At 68.2% G+C, this 15,956-nt stretch carries 15 protein-coding genes; 7 read left to right on the top strand and 8 right to left on the bottom strand.

Annotation, left to right across the window (positions count from 1 at the left end):
• Positions 1 to 31: 31 nt before the first annotated feature.
• Positions 32 to 1,354: a DUF58 domain-containing protein gene (locus tag ACK5M9_RS11980; RefSeq protein WP_416893390.1), complete on the top strand. Its 1,323-nt coding sequence runs from the start codon at positions 32 to 34 to the stop codon at positions 1,352 to 1,354.
• Positions 1,355 to 1,425: 71 nt separating this feature from the next.
• On the opposite strand, the gene ACK5M9_RS11975 is transcribed toward ACK5M9_RS11980, so the two are convergent.
• Positions 1,426 to 2,418, bottom strand: coding sequence for a stage II sporulation protein M (locus tag ACK5M9_RS11975; protein WP_416893389.1), 993 nt, complete (start codon positions 2,416 to 2,418; stop codon positions 1,426 to 1,428).
• Between the two features lie 70 nt (positions 2,419 to 2,488).
• Here ACK5M9_RS11975 and ACK5M9_RS11970 point away from each other — a divergent pair, with 70 nt between their 5' ends.
• Positions 2,489 to 3,376, top strand: a complete 888-nt coding sequence (locus tag ACK5M9_RS11970; protein WP_416893388.1) for an RDD family protein — start codon at positions 2,489 to 2,491, stop codon at positions 3,374 to 3,376.
• 87 nt (positions 3,377 to 3,463) lie between these two features.
• Here ACK5M9_RS11970 and glpK read toward each other — a convergent pair whose 3' ends face one another.
• The 5 genes from glpK to ACK5M9_RS11945 form a co-directional block, all read right to left on the bottom strand.
• Complete coding sequence (glpK, locus tag ACK5M9_RS11965; protein WP_416893387.1) at positions 3,464 to 4,996, bottom strand: glycerol kinase GlpK; 1,533 nt, start codon at positions 4,994 to 4,996, stop codon at positions 3,464 to 3,466.
• A 51-nt stretch (positions 4,997 to 5,047) separates the two neighbouring features.
• Complete coding sequence (locus ACK5M9_RS11960) at positions 5,048 to 5,476, bottom strand: organic hydroperoxide resistance protein (protein ID WP_416893386.1); 429 nt, start codon at positions 5,474 to 5,476, stop codon at positions 5,048 to 5,050.
• 69 nt (positions 5,477 to 5,545) lie between these two features.
• Positions 5,546 to 5,962 carry a hypothetical protein gene (locus tag ACK5M9_RS11955; RefSeq protein ID WP_416893385.1) on the bottom strand — a complete coding sequence of 139 codons (417 nt, stop codon included), beginning with the start codon at positions 5,960 to 5,962 and terminating at the stop codon, positions 5,546 to 5,548.
• A gap of 125 nt (positions 5,963 to 6,087) precedes the next feature.
• Positions 6,088 to 7,134 carry an aspartate-semialdehyde dehydrogenase gene (locus ACK5M9_RS11950; RefSeq protein WP_416893384.1) on the bottom strand — a complete coding sequence of 349 codons (1,047 nt, stop codon included), beginning with the start codon at positions 7,132 to 7,134 and terminating at the stop codon, positions 6,088 to 6,090.
• Complete coding sequence (locus tag ACK5M9_RS11945) at positions 7,135 to 8,400, bottom strand: aspartate kinase (RefSeq protein WP_416893383.1); 1,266 nt, start codon at positions 8,398 to 8,400, stop codon at positions 7,135 to 7,137.
• Between the two features lie 502 nt (positions 8,401 to 8,902).
• Between ACK5M9_RS11945 and leuA the strand changes: the two genes are divergently transcribed.
• From leuA to ACK5M9_RS11930, 3 genes are all read left to right on the top strand, one after another.
• Positions 8,903 to 10,720: a 2-isopropylmalate synthase gene (gene leuA, locus ACK5M9_RS11940; RefSeq protein ID WP_416893382.1), complete on the top strand. Its 1,818-nt coding sequence runs from the start codon at positions 8,903 to 8,905 to the stop codon at positions 10,718 to 10,720.
• 162 nt (positions 10,721 to 10,882) lie between these two features.
• Positions 10,883 to 11,512, top strand: coding sequence for a hypothetical protein (locus ACK5M9_RS11935; protein WP_416893381.1), 630 nt, complete (start codon positions 10,883 to 10,885; stop codon positions 11,510 to 11,512).
• On the top strand, positions 11,512 to 12,099 hold the full coding sequence (locus ACK5M9_RS11930) for a 3'-5' exonuclease (RefSeq protein ID WP_416893380.1): 588 nt from the start codon (positions 11,512 to 11,514) through the stop codon (positions 12,097 to 12,099). The genes ACK5M9_RS11935 and ACK5M9_RS11930 overlap by 1 nt, the downstream gene beginning before the upstream one ends.
• 88 nt (positions 12,100 to 12,187) lie before the next feature.
• Here the strand turns inward: ACK5M9_RS11930 and ACK5M9_RS11925 are convergent, their stop codons facing one another.
• Positions 12,188 to 13,180 carry a DEDDh family exonuclease gene (locus ACK5M9_RS11925; protein ID WP_416893379.1) on the bottom strand — a complete coding sequence of 331 codons (993 nt, stop codon included), beginning with the start codon at positions 13,178 to 13,180 and terminating at the stop codon, positions 12,188 to 12,190.
• 89 nt (positions 13,181 to 13,269) lie between these two features.
• Here ACK5M9_RS11925 and ACK5M9_RS11920 point away from each other — a divergent pair, with 89 nt between their 5' ends.
• Positions 13,270 to 14,517 (top strand): MurT ligase domain-containing protein, encoded by a 1,248-nt coding sequence (locus tag ACK5M9_RS11920; RefSeq protein WP_416893378.1) that lies wholly within the window; start codon positions 13,270 to 13,272, stop codon positions 14,515 to 14,517.
• Positions 14,510 to 15,229, top strand: a complete 720-nt coding sequence (locus ACK5M9_RS11915; RefSeq protein ID WP_416893377.1) for a type 1 glutamine amidotransferase — start codon at positions 14,510 to 14,512, stop codon at positions 15,227 to 15,229. Before ACK5M9_RS11920 ends, ACK5M9_RS11915 begins: the two co-directional genes overlap by 8 nt.
• Before the next feature lie 9 nt (positions 15,230 to 15,238).
• Here ACK5M9_RS11915 and recR read toward each other — a convergent pair whose 3' ends face one another.
• A complete protein-coding gene (gene recR, locus ACK5M9_RS11910) occupies positions 15,239 to 15,850 on the bottom strand; it encodes a recombination mediator RecR (protein ID WP_416893376.1) in 612 nt (203 codons plus the stop codon).
• Between the last annotated feature and the right edge of the window lie 106 nt (positions 15,851 to 15,956).

Raw genomic sequence — 15,956 nt, 5'->3', positions numbered from 1 at the left:
TATTGTCAGCCCTCTTCGAAGTGCGGCATCGATGGCGCTGACCGGGCGATGCGGACTGCTGGCGCTTATCCTCGTTGTGCCTGTCGCCGCATCCGCACGGCCCGCACTGACTTTCGAGGTATTTCTGTTGACCCTGACGGCCCTGGTGGCCGTCGACGTGGCATTTTCGGCCAATCCCCGCAGACTTCGCTACACCCGTTTCCCCGATGGTTCGATCCGGCTGGGGCAGTCCGTTGATGCCGGTCTGCGGATCCACAACGACGGCCGGCGCCCGTTCCGCGGCCAGGTGCGCGATGCGTGGCCTCCCAGCGCCCGCTGCGAACCGCGGGCACACCATCTCGTTATCGGCCCCGGCCAAAGCCGGGTGGTGATCGGCCGGTTGCATCCGATTCGCCGCGGCGACCAGCATGCGGCGGAGGTCACGGCGCGATCGATCGGCCCGCTCGGTCTTGCCGGGCGGCAGCGCTCGCAACCGGTCGCCGGGCATCTCCGGGTTCTGCCGCCATTCCTGTCGCGCAAGCACCTGCCCTCTCGACTGGCCAAGTTGCAGGAGATCGACGGCCTGCTGCCCACTCTGATCCGGGGTCAGGGCACCGAATTCGACTCGCTTCGCGAATACGTCGTAGGAGACGATGTCAGGTCGATCGACTGGCGCGCGAGCGCCCGTCGCACCGAGGTAATGGTCCGCACCTGGCGGCCGGAGCGGGATCGGCGGGTGGTGGTCGTGCTCGATACCGGACGCATGGCGGCGGGGCGGGTCGGCGTAGACCCGACGGCCGCCGACCCCGCCGGTTGGCCGCGACTGGATTGGGCGATGGATGCCGCACTGCTGCTGGCGGCGCTGGCGACACGGGCCGGCGACCACGTCGACTTCCTCGCCCACGACCGGATCGCCAGGGCCGCAGTGTTCGGCGCTTCGCGCACCGAGTTGTTGGCAACGCTGGTCGAGGCGATGGCCCCACTGCAACCGGAGTTGATCGAATCCGACTGGCGGGCAATGACTACCGCCCTCCTGCGGCGTATCCGGCGGCGTTGTCTGGTGGTGCTGCTCACCGATCTAAACCCGGCCGCGCTCGATGAGGGCCTGCTGCCGGCGCTTCCGCAGCTATCGGCCCGCCACCACGTGCTGGTCGCAGCCATCGCCGACCCGCGGGTCGACCAGCTGGCCGCCGGACGCTCGGACGCGGCGGCGATCTACGACGCTGCGGCAGCCGAACGCTCCCGCAACGAACGCCGGGGGATCGCATCCCGGCTTCGTCGCAGCGGGGTGGAAGTGCTCGACGCGCCGCCGTCGCAGATCGCCCCCGAGCTTGCCGACCGGTACCTGGCCATGAAGATGACCGGCAAGCTCTAAACGGGACGCCGAGTGTGAATCTCACGACGCCCCAACGGCGTGTCGCGTCGCAGAATTCACACTCGCGCTGCTCAGCCGGTGGGGACGACGTCCGGTGCGTCCTCCATGTCGCCGGACTCCCCCGCGGCGACCCCGCGCCGGCCGAAGTGGATGACGTAGGCCAGGAACAACATCTCTGCGGCGATGCCGATGGCGATGCGGGCGAATGCCGGTAGCGGTGACGGCGTCACCAGCGCCTCGATCAGTCCCGAGGCCAGCAGGACCGCCACCAGGCCGATGGCAACCGAAACGGTCGCGCGGCCTTCCTCGGCCAGAGCCTGTGCGCGTGGCCGGTCGCCTGGTGAGATCACCGACCAGCCCAGCCGCATCCCGCTCGCCGCCGCCAGGAACACCGCGGTCAGCTCCAGTAGCCCGTGGGGCAGCAGCAGACCCAGCAGCAGGCCGCCCTTGCCGGCGCCGAACATCAGGCCGGCGATCACCGCGACATTCGCGGCGTTCTCCAACAGCACGAAGGGTATCGGCAAACCCAGCAGGACCGACATCGCGACGCACTTGGCCGCTACCCAGGAATTGTTCACCCAGACCTGCAGGGCGAATGCACCCGCGGGGTGAGCGCTGTAATAGGACTCGACGTCGTGATTGATCAGTTCGTCGATTTCCGCCGGCGTGCCGACGAGCGACTGCACCTCCGGGCTTCCGGCAACCCAGAACGCCATGGCCACGACGACAGCGAAGAAGGCCAACGCGGTCGCCAGCCACCACCATCGGCTCCGGTAGGCGACCACCGGGAACGAGACCGTCCAGAATCGGACGAACGTACTGCCCTTCGGAGCGTATGCGCCGGTGACCGCCGAGCGGGCCCGGGCGACCAGGCCCGAAAGCTGGGCTATCACAGTGGAATCCGATGCCGTCGACCGCAGAATCGACAGGTGCGTCGACACCCTCTGGTAGAGGTCCACGAGTTCGTCGATCTGAGCGCCGGAGAGCGACCGCCGGTGGTCGATCAGATACTCGAGCCGATCCCAGGCGCCGCGGTGGGCCAGCAGGAAGGCGTCGACGTCCACCTCCGCAGACTATCTGGCGCAGCCGAGGCGCAGCGGGTCGCCGCCCCGCTCACCTGTAGCGTTCCCAGGTATGTCGGCTGTGGTGACCGGGGACGCCGTGGTGCTCGACGTGCAGATCGCGCAACTGCCGGTGCGTGCGGTGAGCGCAATCATCGACATCACCGTGGTCTTCATCGCCTACGTCCTGGGACTCCTCTTGTGGGCGGCGTCGCTGTCCCAATTCGACGAAGCATTGACCGTCGCGGTCCTGATCGTCTTCACCGCCCTGGCGATGGTCGGTCTCCCGGTGACCATCGAAACCGCCACTCGGGGGCGATCCCTCGGCAAGATCGCGATGGGCCTACGAGTTGTCTCTGATGACGGCGGCCCGGAACGCTTCCGCCAGGCACTATTCCGGGCGCTGGCCGGTGTGATCGAGATCTGGATGATGTTCGGAAGCCCCGCGGTAATCTGCAGTTTGTTGTCCCGGAAAGGCAAGCGGATCGGCGACATATTCGCCGGAACGATCGTGGTGAGCGAACGCGGTCCACATCTCGCACCGCTGCCGCCGATGCCACCGCAGCTGGCCGGCTGGGCCTCAGCGCTGCAGTTGTCCGGGCTCACCCCTGCACAAGCCGAGATTGCCCGTCAGTTCCTGTCCCGGGCAACACAACTGGACTCAAGGGTGCGAGATCGGATTGCCTATCGGATCGCCGGGGATGTGGCTTCGCACATCGCTCCACCACCTCCGCCCGGCGTACCGCCACAGCTGGTGCTCGCCGCGGTACTTGCAGAGCGGCATCGCCGCGAGCTTGCGCGGCTGACACGCTCCTCCGGACCACCCGCGGCCGCTGCCGTGTATCCCCCTGCCCCGCCACCGATTCCCGGTTGGCCGCCGCCTGTTCCTCACCGACCGTCGGCTCACCCATCCCGGCCACGCCGGGAGCCCGACACTGGAGGATTCGCACCACCGGATTAGAACCCGAGGCCGTCGGCGGCCGGGATCTCCACCCGCGTCATCACGCCCGGCTCAGAGCGCCCGGGAAATCCGGGAAATCCGGAAAATCTATGTGCTCTCGACGTCAACCCAGTCCAGGGTCCGCTGCACCGCCTTGCGCCAGCCTGCATACCCGGCCGCACGCTGATCGTCGTTCCAGTTCGGTGTCCACCGCGCGCCCTCCTGCCAATTGGCTCGCAGGTCCGACGGGTCGGCCCAGAAACCCACCGCGAGACCGGCCGCGTAGGCCGCCCCGAGTGCGGTGGTTTCGGCGACTACCGGACGCACGACGTCGACCCCCAGAACATCGGCCTGAATCTGCATGCAGAGGTCATTCGCGGTGATCCCGCCGTCGACCTTCAACACCTCCAGGCGCACACCCGAATCGGCTGCCATCGCGTCCACTACATCGCGGCTCTGGTAGCAGATCGCCTCGAGTGTGGCGCGGGCCAAATGGGCATTGGTGTTGAACCGCGACAGCCCGACAATCGCACCGCGCGCATCGGAGCGCCAGTAGGGCGCGAACAGCCCGGAGAAGGCCGGTACAAAGTACACGCCGCCGTTGTCGGCCACCTGCCGCGCCAACGCCTCGCTCTCGGTGGCACCCCCGATAACGCCGAGTTGATCCCGCAGCCATTGCACCGCGGATCCCGTCACCGCTATCGAACCCTCAAGTGCATAAACTGGTTTCGCGGTCCCGAACTGGTAGCAGAGGGTGGTCAGCAGCCCGCTGTCCGACCGGACGATCTTCTCACCGGTGTTCAGCAACAAGAAGTTGCCGGTGCCGTAGGTGTTCTTGGCCTCGCCGGGACCCAGGCACACCTGACCCACCATCGCCGCATGCTGGTCGCCGAGCATGCCGGTGACGGGCACCTCCCCGCCAACCGGACCGGCTCCTGCGGTAACACCGAAAGGGTCCATTGGAGAGGATGATTCGATTTTCGGTAGCATCCGACGGGGTATGGAGAAGAGCTCGAGTAGGTCGTCGTCCCAATCCAGAGTCTCCAGGTTCATCAGCATGGTCCTGCTGGCGTTGGTCACATCGGTCGCGTGCACGCCGCCCCGCGTCCCGCCGGTCAGGTTCCACAGCACCCAGGAGTCGGGGGTGCCGAACAGCGCGTCGCCGGATTCGGCGTCCCGGCGCACTCCCTCGACGTTCTCCAGGATCCACTGCAACTTCCCGCCCGAGAAATACGTCGCTGGGGGCAGACCCGCCTTGCGGCGGATCACCTCACCGCCTCCGTCGCGATCCAGCGCAGCGGCGATCCGGTCGGTGCGGGTGTCCTGCCAGACGATCGCGTTGCAGTAGGGCCGTCCGGTGCGCCTGTTCCATACCAGCGTCGTCTCCCGCTGGTTGGTGATGCCAAGTGCTGCCAGATCTTTCGGCGCGACCCCGGAGGAATTCATGGCCGTCATCAATGCCGACGCGGTGCGTTCCCAAATCTCGATCGGGTTGTGCTCGACCCAGCCGGCGCGGGGCATGATCTGCTCGTGCTCGAGTTGATGACGGGCCACTTCGGTTCCGTCGTGATCGAAGATTATGCAGCGGCTGCTGGTGGTGCCCTGGTCGATGGCTGCGACGTAAGCCGGGGATGCCGCCAACTGCCCCTCGCCCCTCTCCTTCGATACCGCGAACCTGGGCTGGCCGTGGGGTCAGACGCTGGCTGAGACGTCTACATCCACGTTGCCCCGGGTGGCCTTCGAATACGGGCACACCTGGTGGGCTTTGTGAACCAAGTCCTCGGCGACACTGTGTTCCAGACCCGGCAGGTACCCGGCAACCTTCGCGGTCAGCCCGAATCCGCCCGCGGAATCCTTGCCGAGCCCAACCTCGACGCTGACACTGGTGCGATCATCGAGTTTGACCTTCGCACTACCCGCGACCAGACGGAGCGCGCTGAGGAAGCACCCCGCGTATCCGGCGGCGAACAGCTGCTCCGGGTTGGTGCCCTCGCCGCTGCCGCCCATCTCCTTCGGCGGACGGGTTTGCATGTCGATGCGGCCGTCGTCGGATTTCACCCGGCCGTCGCGGCCGCCACCCGTTGCCGTGGAAGAAGTGGTGTAGAGGACTTGGATGCTCATGGACTCGATCATGCCAGGTCGAAGTCAAAAGCCAATACGGCTAACCGAACCAACATCGGCTCGCAGCCCTCAGGGAACCCGCGGCGGACTGCCGGGTGTGGTTGGGGCGGGTTCACCCGGTGACGGATGCGCGGCGGGCGGGACGGCGGCGGGCGCACCGGAACCATCCGGGGCGCCTGGATCTCCGGGGGCACCGGGCATCATGCCCGGGTGCGGGGCGCCCGGGAAGTGCGACTGCCAGCCGGGGCCGCCGGGGTGGAACATGCCGTGCGGGTGGTGATGCCGGTGGTGCTGGCACTTCCAGCCACCCGCGGCCATCGCGCCGGCGAAGAACACGGTGCTCGCGATGAAGACGATGCCGGCGACGATCACCACCCAGGCCGCCACCTTGAAGAGTTTGGGAGTCTGCTGGGCCGGCGGCCGTGCTACCACTGTGGAGGACATCGGGGTTGTGGAGGGCGTCGGGGTCGCGGGATCTTCACTCATGGCACCCATCATGAACGATCCGCCCTCGGCGGCGGCTTTGCGCAGGCTATGTAACCGCTGTGAGTTCAGCCGTCAGCCGGTCGGCCGCCGGCGGCCATCCCGTCGCATCGGCGCGCGTCGGACGACTACCCGACCAACAGCTCCGCGATCTGAATGGTGTTGAGCGCCGCACCCTTGCGCAGATTGTCTCCGGACACGAACAGCGCCAGGCCGCGCCCGTCGGGCACCCCGGGATCCCGGCGGATCCGCCCGACCAGCGAATCGTCGGCGCCCGCCGCCGCCAGGGGTGTGGGCACGTCGACCAGCCGCACTCCAGGCGCCCCGTCGAGCAGTTCGCGGGCCCGCTCGGGTGAGAGCGGCCGGGCGAACTCGGCATTGATCGACAGCGAATGACCGGTCAGCACGGGCACCCGCACGCAGGTTCCACTAACCGATAAATCGGGGATGCCGAGGATCTTGCGGCTCTCGGAGCGAAGTTTCTGGTCCTCGTCGGTTTCGCCGGAGCCGTCGTCGACCAGCGATCCGGCCAGCGGTACCACGTTGAACGCGATCGGCGCGACATACTTCACCGGAGCCGGAAACCCCACCGCCCGCCCGTCGTGCACCAATCGCTCGGCGTCATCGATCACCGCACGTGTCTGGGCCGCCAGTTCCTGGACACCGGCCAGTCCGCTGCCCGAAACCGCCTGATACGACGACACCACCAGCCGGGTCAGCCCGGCTTCGTCGTGCAACACCTTGAGCACCGGCATGGCGGCCATGGTGGTGCAGTTCGGGTTGGCGATGATGCCCTTCTTCAGTGGTCCGGCCAAGCGCACGTCCCGCTCGAAGTTCACCTCCGACACCACCAGCGGCACATCGGGGTCTTTGCGCCAGGCCGACGAATTGTCGATCACCGTCACCCCGGCCGCGGCGAACCGCGGGGCCTGCACCCTCGACATCGCTCCGCCCGCGGAGAACAGCGCAATGTCCAGGCCGTGCGGATCCGCGGTTTCGGCGTCCTCCACCTCGATCTCCCGGCCGCGGAATGCCAGCTTGCGGCCGCGCGACCGGGCCGAGGCGAAGAACCGCACCTGCGATCCACCGCCCGCCGGGAAATCGCGTTCTTCCAGCAATGTGCGCATCACCTGGCCGACCTGGCCGGTGGCACCGACCACCCCGATGGCAACCATCTACCGGCCCGTCCCCGCGTAGACCGTCGCCGCCTCGTCGCCACCGAGCTCGAATGCCTCGTGCAATGCCACCACGGCCTTGTCCAGCTCGGTGTCGCGGCACAGCACGGAGATCCGGATCTCGGAGGTGGAGATCAGCTCGATGTTGACACCCACGGCGGCCAGCGCCTCGCAGAACGTCGCCGTCACACCGGGGTGGCTGCGCATGCCCGCACCGATCAGCGACACCTTGCCCACGCGGTCGTCATAGAGCAACTGGGCGAAGCCGATCTCGTCCTGGAGCGACTCCAGCTTGGCCACCGCTGTCGGTCTGCTGTCACGCGAGCAGGTGAACGTGATGTCGGTCTTGCCGTCCTCGACCTTGGAGACGTTCTGCAGCACCATGTCGATGTTCACGTCGGCGTCGGCGACGGCCCGGAACACCTGGGCGGCGTAGCCGGGGATGTCGGGAATGCCGACGACGGTCACCTTGGCTTCGCTGCGGTCGTGGGCAACGCCAGTCAGAATGGGGTCTTCCATGGATATGTCCTTGATCGATCCGGTGACGACGGTGCCCGGCTTGTCCGAATACGACGACCTGACGTGCACCGGGAGGTTGTAGCGGCGGGCGTATTCGACGCAGCGCAGCATGAGCACCTTGGCGCCGCAGGCCGCCATTTCGAGCATCTCCTCGAACGTAACGGTGGCCAGCTTGCGGGCGTTGGGCACGATCCGGGGATCCGCGCTGAAAATGCCGTCCACATCGGTATAGATCTCACACACGTCGGCCCCCAGCGCGGATGCCAGAGCGACGGCGGTGGTGTCCGAGCCGCCCCGACCCAAAGTGGTGACGTCGCGGGTGTCCTGGCTGACCCCCTGGAATCCGGCGACCAGGACGACTCGCCCCTCGTCCAGCGCGGCCCGCACCCGGCCCGGTGTGACATCGATGATCTTGGCGTTGCCGTGGGTTCCGGTGGTGATCACCCCGGCCTGCGAACCGGTGAACGAGCGGGCATGGGCGCCCAGCGATTCGATCGCCATCGCCACCAGCGCATTGGAGATCCGCTCACCCGCTGTCAGCAGCATGTCCAGTTCGCGGGCCGGCGGGGCGGGGCAGACCTGCTGGGCCAGGTCGAGCAGCTCGTCGGTGGTGTCACCCATCGCCGAAACGACAACCACCACGTCGTTGCCCTGCCTCTTGGTCTCGACGATCCGCTCGGCGACACGGCGGATCCGGTCGGCGTCGGACACCGACGATCCGCCGTACTTCTGCACGACGAGCGCCACTGCAATGTTCCTGTCTCGGGGCCGGGGGCCGGGGGCCGGAGTTCGGGGGTACTCCGTTCAAGTCCCCACCAGGATACGGGGCGGCGCATCTCGATTTCCCGCGAGCGTGACACCACAGTCACCTACGGCGGCGACCGCAGCTCCAACCCCACCCCCACCCCTCGAACGTGACACCACAGTCACCTACGGCGGCGACCGTGACAGTGGTGTCACACTCGGCGGCGAGCCGCGAGCGGCGGGGGGCGAGCGGCGGGGGGCGAGCGGCGGGGGGCGAGCGGGGGGGGGCGAACGGCGGGGGGCGAGGGCGAGGGGGGCTGAGCGGGGGCACGCCGCGGGGTTTTGGCCCGGGCGCCGACCGCGCTAAACTTCTCGACGTGCAGCGGGTGCTCCTCCTCGGACGCCGCGACGGGGTCTGATCGAGACCGGCAACCCGTCGCGGGGGTTCGCGACGCGCCGGTCTGAGGTTCCCTCACCCACCCCGTTCACCCCTGGAGCATCAACCGTGACCATCTCCGATTCACCCGACGCCTATGTATCGGCGCGCACCGTCGTCAAACCCGCAGGCCCGCCCAGACCCGGCCAACCAGTCTGGAATCCGCAGCGCGCTACCTCGATGCCGGTCAACCGCTACCGGCCGTTCGCCGAGGAAGTCGAACCCGTCGGTGTCCCCGACCGCACCTGGCCGGACCGCGTCATCGAACACGCGCCCCTGTGGTGTGCAGTGGACCTGCGCGACGGCAACCAGGCCCTGATCGACCCGATGAGCCCGGCCCGCAAGCGCCGCATGTTCGACCTGCTGGTCCGCATGGGCTACAAGGAGATCGAGGTCGGATTCCCCTCGGCCAGCCAGACCGACTTCGACTTCGTCCGCGAGATCATCGACGACGGGGCCATCCCCGACGACGTCACCATCCAGGTGCTGACACAGTGCCGGCCCGAACTGATCGAGCGGACATTCGTGGCCTGCGACGGGGCCCCGCAGGCGATCGTGCACTTCTACAACTCGACCTCGATCCTGCAGCGTCGGGTGGTGTTCCGCGCCGACCGCGCCGCGGTGCAGGCCATCGCGACCGACGGTGCCCGCAAGTGCGTCGAGGAAGCCGCCAAGTACCCGAACACCCGGTGGCGGTTCGAATACTCGCCGGAGTCCTACACCGGGACCGAGCTGGAATACGCCAAGCAGGTGTGCGACGCCGTCGGCGAGATCATCGCACCCACCCCCGATAACCCGATCATCTTCAACCTGCCGGCCACCGTGGAGATGGCCACCCCCAACGTCTATGCCGACTCGATCGAGTGGATGAGCCGCAACCTGGCCAACCGGGAGTCGGTCATCCTGAGCCTGCATCCGCACAACGACCGCGGCACCGCCGTCGCCGCGGCAGAGCTGGGCTTTCAGGCCGGGGCAGACCGCATCGAGGGCTGCCTGTTCGGCAACGGCGAGCGCACCGGCAACGTCTGCCTGGTCACGCTGGGGCTGAACCTGTTCTCTCGCGGCGTCGACCCCCAGATCGACTTCTCCAACATCGACGAGATCCGGCGCACGGTGGAGTACTGCAACCAGTTGCCGGTCCCCGAGCGTCACCCCTACGGCGGCGACCTGGTCTACACCGCGTTCTCCGGCAGCCACCAGGACGCCATCAACAAGGGCCTGGACCAGATGAAGGTGGATGCCGACGCCGCCGACAGCGACGTCGAGGACATGCTCTGGCAGGTCCCCTACCTGCCGATAGACCCGCGCGACGTCGGGCGCACCTACGAGGCGGTGATCCGGGTCAACTCGCAGTCCGGTAAGGGCGGCGTCGCCTACATCATGAAGGCCGACCACGGCCTGGCCCTGCCGCGCCGGCTGCAGATCGAGTTTTCCCAGGTGATCCAGAAGCTGACCGACGGCGAGGGCGGCGAGGTGTCGCCCAAGGAGATGTGGGAGGCGTTCTCCGAGGAGTATCTGGCCCCGGTGCGGCCGTTGGAGCGGATCAAGCAGCGCGTCGACGCACCCGAAGACGACGACGGGACCACCGCCATCACCGCCACGGTCGGAATCGACGGCGTGGAAACCGAGATCAGCGGCACCGGCAACGGCCCGCTGGCGGCATTCGTCGACGCGTTGAGCACGGTCGGTTTCGACGTGTCGGTGCTGGACTACTCCGAGCACGCGATGAGCGCGGGCGACGACGCGCAGGCAGCTGCCTACGTCGAGGTTTCCGTCGAGGGCCGGCACGCGTCCGGAAAGACGGTGTGGGGTGTGGGCATCGCGCCGTCGATCACCATCGCGTCGCTGCGGGCCGTGGTGTCGGCGGTGAACCGGGCGCTGGGCTAGGCCGGGAAGAAGACGTCTGACGGGAGGTCCCCCGGGGATCGGCCGACGTTCGGAGTCGGGCGCACATCAGCGATTCCGGTGAAACAGTCGCAGCGGGCAAGCCGCGATCGGCACCCGCAATGGCCTACCGTTGGCCCCAGGGCTTCAACGGGACGGAGAGCCATGCTCGGGTTCGCAATCGTTGACCGGCAGCCGACTGCTGAGGCAACAGCTGTATGGCTCACCAGCCGGATTGACGATCCCGCCGACCGGCGCAAGGACGACAGCGGTGAGCCGAAGGGCGTTCGCGCCAACCACACCAATGCGGTCGTCATCTCCCATGATGACGACCGGCACGATGCCAAGGTCAGATCGCTTACCACCGACCGGGTCGTCGTCCTCACCGACGGCACGACGCCGCCGTTGCCTTTCGTCAATACGCTCGGCGTTGAGGTGTTCGACCGTCTCATCGAGGTGACGCGCGCCCACCAGCAGCGCATTTCCGACGCGGTCGCGGCCGCACGTACGCCGAAGCGGAAGCTCTCCGATCCCGACTTCCCCATGGCAATCCCCCACCTTGTCACCGACCAGCGCGACGAACCCGCCTACCGGGCCCTGTCGGTCGCCAACTACGTCGCGCGCGTCTGGGAGGCGTGGCTGGCCACGGATGCCCATCGGGCCCGTCGCAGCATTCCAACCGGGACCAAGACCGGCGAGCTGCCGCCGATCATGCCCCAGGAACTATGTGACCCGGCGATCACCGAACTACCGCCCGAGTTCGCGGCCCTCGCCACGCCGGAGCCGGTGTCGTAATGCTCGACTACACAGCCATCGACTTCGAGACCGCGAACTCCAGGCGAGGCTCACCATGCGCGGTTGGCCTCGTCCGAGTCCGCGACGGCGCCCCCGTGGCCGAGCGCCGCTGGTTGATGCGTCCACCGGAGGTACTCGACTACTTCGAGGCCCGCAACGTCCACATTCACGGCATCACCGCCGACATGGTTGCCGACAAGCCACGCTGGCGGGAAGTGCTGCCCGACCTAGTCACGTTCATAGGCGATGACGTGGTTGTCGCCCACAACGCCGCGTTCGACACCGGAGTGATTCGGTACGCCTGCGATGTGGACAACATCGAATGGCCGGAAATTCGATTCCTCTGCACCCTGGTCGTTGCGCGCAGGGTGCTGTCATTGTCGTCGTACCGTTTGCCGTCCGTCCTTGACGCGCTGGGCCTGTCCATCAAGCATCACCATGACGCCCTTGATGACGCCCGGGCCGTCGTCGACGTCGTCGGTGGTCTCGCCGTGTGCCAGGGGGTTGATGACCTTGGTGGGCTATCCCGGTCGACGGGTGTGCGCATCGGCCGCATGGCGGGCGGTTTCTACCAGGGCAGCGGTTAGGTGTAGCGACCCAAGAGGTTGTCGACGGCGCGCCTGCTTGAAATGGGGAGGACCTCCTGACGGAGTGGATGTGCCATAGGCGTCCCCCTCAGAACAGCGGCAACTGCGTCTCTGCCGGAGCGGCGCAGGTGAACTCCTCCATGCTGGTGCCTCCGACGACGGAACCGACGTTGTCCAGGAACTGTGAATCCGACACCATCGGCACCCCCAGCCGCAGCGCGTGGAAGCCCTTGCCCTGCCCGGGTGCGGTGTCGTTGCACACCACCAGGGAGGTATTCCGGTCGACGTCGTCGCTGTAGGCCAGGCCGGCGTGCAGAATCCGTTCGACGAGTTCCTCATGCGTTCGCCCCACCTCGGCGGCCAGTGCCACCCGCATCCCCTGCACCAGCGGGCGACCCCGCACGAAACGGCCCGGGTTCTGGTACGGGCATGGCATCCGGGCCGCCAGCACCTTCAGCGGCCGCAACTCGTCGTGGGTGACCAGGCCGTTGGGCCAGTGGTGCCGCATCACCGGATGCACCGGCAGCCAAACATCGCCCGACCGGGCCCGCTCGAGCGCCGCGGCCAGCACGCCGGACAACACCAGCGCGTCGTCGAAGGCGTCGTGGGGACGTCGCTGGCATATCCCCCAGTGCGCGGCGAGTGTCTCCAGGCGCAAGTCGGCAACACCGAGTTCGAGGCGTCTGGCCAGCTCGACCGTGCACATGACCGAGTCGACCGGCAGCTCCACGTCGATCATTTCGGCCTCGGCGGCCAGGAACGAGTAGTCGAACGCGACATTGTGTGCCACCAGGGTGCGGCCCCGTAGCACCTCGACCAGGTCGCCGACGATATCGGCGAACCGCGGCTGGTCCTCGAGCATCGCGGCCGAAAGCCCATGGACATGGGTCGGCCCCGGATCGACTCCGGGATTGAGCAGGCTCACCATCGACTGCTCAACCCGCCCTGCGGCATCCAGCCCCAGCGCGGCAATGCTGATGACCCGGGCCTGTCCCGGGCGTAAACCCGACGTCTCGACGTCGACCACCGCCCAGCCCCCGTCCAGCGCTCCCGCCGGACGACCCCAGGGCGTCGGGTTCATCGTTCGAGGATGACACGCTCAACCGACAGCCCGGGCAAGCGGACGCAACGTGTCTGCACCGATTCGGCCGCAGTCCTACACTCACCCGGGTGACCACCGCTCGCGCACGATTCGCACTTGCCGCTGGGGCATGTGCCCGTTGGGCGTCGCGCGTCACCGGCCGCGGTGCCGGCGCGATGATCGGCGGCCTGGTGGCGATGACGCTGGATCGCTCGGTGCTGCGCCAACTCGGCGCCGGACGGCGAACGGTCGTGGTCACCGGAACCAACGGCAAATCGACAACCACCCGGATGACGGCCGCCGCACTGGGCACGCTGGGATCGGTGGCCACCAACGCCGAAGGCGCCAACATGGACGCCGGGCTGGTCGCGGCCCTGGCTGCCGACCGCCACGCCCCGCTGGCGGCCCTGGAAGTCGACGAAATGCATGTCCCGCACGTCCTGGACGCCGTGCAGGCCGAAGTCGTCGTTCTGCTCAACCTGTCCCGGGACCAGCTGGACCGCGTCGGTGAGATCAACGTCATCGAACGCGCCCTGCGGGCCGGACTCGCCCGGCACCCGAACACCGTCGTCGTGGCCAACTGCGACGACGTCCTGATGACCTCGGCTGCCCATGACAACCCGAACGTGGTGTGGGTGGCGGCCGGAGGTTCCTGGGCGAACGATTCGGTGAGCTGCCCGCGCAGCGGCGAGGTGATCGTCCGCGACCCGGGGCACTGGTATTCCACCGGTGCCGATTTCCAACGCCCCAGCCCGCACTGGTGGTTCGACGCCGAGGACGGCGGCAACCTCTACGGGCCCGGCGGCGTGGTCCTGCCCATGCGTCTGGCCCTGCCCGGTGTGGTCAACCGCGGCAACGCCGCCCAAGCGGTGGCTGCCGCGGTCGCACTCGGCGCGGACCCCGCCGAGGCCGTGGCCGCCGTCGGTGCTGTCGACGAAGTCGCCGGGCGCTACCGGACCGTGCGCGTCGGAGAGCACGACGTACGAATGCTGCTGGCCAAGAATCCGGCCGGCTGGCAGGAGGCGCTGTCGATGGTGGACACTCGGGCGGGCGGGGTGGTCATCGCGGTCAACGGGCAGGTTCCCGACGGGGAGGATCTGTCCTGGCTGTGGGATGTGCGTTTCGAGCACTTGGCCGGCGCGTTCGAGGGCTCCATTGTCGCCGCCGGCGAACGCGGCACCGACCTGGCCGTGCGCCTGGGGTACGCGGGTGTCGGGCACACCCTGGTGCACGACACCACCGCGGCCATCGCGTCCTGCCCGCCCGGCCGGGTCGAAGTCGTCGCCAATTACACGGCCTTCCTGCAACTGAACCGGAGGTTGGCGCGCAATGCCTGACACCGGGGCTGACTCCACCGTCGGCATCGGGCTGCTGCTGCCCGACGTGATGGGCACCTACGGTGACGGCGGCAACGCGGTGGTCCTGCGCCAACGGCTGCTGCTGCGCGGCATCGGCGCCGAGATCGTCGAGATCACCCTGGCCGACCCGGTGCCGGAGTCACTGGACGTCTACACCCTGGGCGGCGCCGAGGATTACGCGCAGCGGCTGGCGACCCGGCACCTGATCCGCTACCCGGGTCTGCAGCGGGCTGCCGCCCGGGGGGCGCCCGTGCTGGCGATCTGCGCGGCGGTGCAGGTCCTGGGGCGCTGGTATGAGACGGCCTCGGGTGAGCGGGTCGACGGTGTCGCGATGCTGGATGCGACGACGTCTCCGCAGGAGAAGCGGACGATCGGCGAGCTGGTGTCCCAGCCGCTGCTGCCCGGGTTGACGCAGCCGCTGACGGGTTTCGAGAACCACCGGGGCGGCACCGTGCTGGGGCCGGATGCCGGCCCGCTGGCGGCGGTCACCCGAGGGGCCGGGAACCGGGCCGGTGACGGTTTCGACGGTGTGGTCCAGGGCAGTGTGGTGGCGACGTACATGCACGGGCCGTGCCTGGCGCGCAACCCCGAACTCGCCGACCTGCTGCTGAGCAAGGTGGTGGGTGCGCTGGCGCCGCTGGAGCTGCCCGAGGTGGACCGGTTGCGCCGCGAGCGGCTGTCGGCGCGCTAGGAGTACTTCTCAGGCCATCGCGCGGCGGCCGGTCAGTGCACGGCCTAGGGTCAGCTCGTCGGCGAACTCCAGGTCCCCGCCCATCGGCAGTCCCGAGGCGATCCGTGTCACGGTCAGGTCCGGGATATCGCGCAACATGCGCACCAGGTAGGTGGCGGTCGCTTCGCCCTCGGTATTGGGGTCGGTCGCGATGATCACCTCGGTGATGTCGACATCGTCGGCCCGCTCTCCGATCCGGGTCAGCAGCTCACGGATCCGCAGCTGGTCGGGCCCGATGCCCGAGAGCGGGTCCAGCGCTCCGCCGAGCACGTGATATCGCCCGCGGAATTCGCGGGTGCGTTCTACGGCCTGGATGTCCTTCGGTTCCTCCACGACGCACACCAGCGAGCCGTCCCGGCGCGGGTCCGCGCAGATCCGGCACCGTTCGTCATCGGAAACGTTGCCGCAGACGGAGCAGAACCGCACCCCGTCGCGGACCTTGCCCAGCGCGGCGGTCAACCGGTCGATGTCCGGCGGCTCGACCGAGAGCAGGTGGAACGCGATGCGCTGCGCACTTTTGGGTCCGATGCCCGGCAGCTTGCCGAGTTCGTCGATCAGATCCTGGACGGGCCCTTCGAACATGCCAGGGTCACAAGCCAATACCGGGCGGAGCAGGCGGAGCGCCGGGGGGTACGGGCGGAGCTCCAGGCGGCACCGACGGAGCACCCGGGCCTGCGGGCGGGGCGCC

Origin of the sequence: Mycobacterium sp. (assembly GCF_047975165.1) — a bacterium.
GTDB lineage: Bacteria > Actinomycetota > Actinomycetes > Mycobacteriales > Mycobacteriaceae > Mycobacterium.
The sequence above is the reverse complement of the archived record's forward strand: the minus strand, read 5'-3'. Positions and strand labels throughout refer to the sequence as shown.

What these genes read in the sequence shown, in the direction of transcription:
- ACK5M9_RS11980 (WP_416893390.1), top strand. Translation starts at nt 32, where the DNA reads ATGGCGCTGACCGGGCGATGCGGACTGCTGGCGCTTATCCTCGTTGTG.
- ACK5M9_RS11970 (WP_416893388.1), top strand. Translation starts at nt 2,489, where the DNA reads ATGTCGGCTGTGGTGACCGGGGACGCCGTGGTGCTCGACGTGCAGATC.
- ACK5M9_RS11960 (WP_416893386.1), bottom strand. Translation starts at nt 5,476, where the DNA reads ATGAGCATCCAAGTCCTCTACACCACTTCTTCCACGGCAACGGGTGGC.
- ACK5M9_RS11955 (WP_416893385.1), bottom strand. Translation starts at nt 5,962, where the DNA reads ATGAGTGAAGATCCCGCGACCCCGACGCCCTCCACAACCCCGATGTCC.
- ACK5M9_RS11950 (WP_416893384.1), bottom strand. Translation starts at nt 7,134, where the DNA reads ATGGTTGCCATCGGGGTGGTCGGTGCCACCGGCCAGGTCGGCCAGGTG.
- ACK5M9_RS11935 (WP_416893381.1), top strand. Translation starts at nt 10,883, where the DNA reads ATGCTCGGGTTCGCAATCGTTGACCGGCAGCCGACTGCTGAGGCAACA.
- ACK5M9_RS11930 (WP_416893380.1), top strand. Translation starts at nt 11,512, where the DNA reads ATGCTCGACTACACAGCCATCGACTTCGAGACCGCGAACTCCAGGCGA.
- ACK5M9_RS11925 (WP_416893379.1), bottom strand. Translation starts at nt 13,180, where the DNA reads ATGAACCCGACGCCCTGGGGTCGTCCGGCGGGAGCGCTGGACGGGGGC.
- ACK5M9_RS11915 (WP_416893377.1), top strand. Translation starts at nt 14,510, where the DNA reads ATGCCTGACACCGGGGCTGACTCCACCGTCGGCATCGGGCTGCTGCTG.
- recR (WP_416893376.1), bottom strand. Translation starts at nt 15,850, where the DNA reads ATGTTCGAAGGGCCCGTCCAGGATCTGATCGACGAACTCGGCAAGCTG.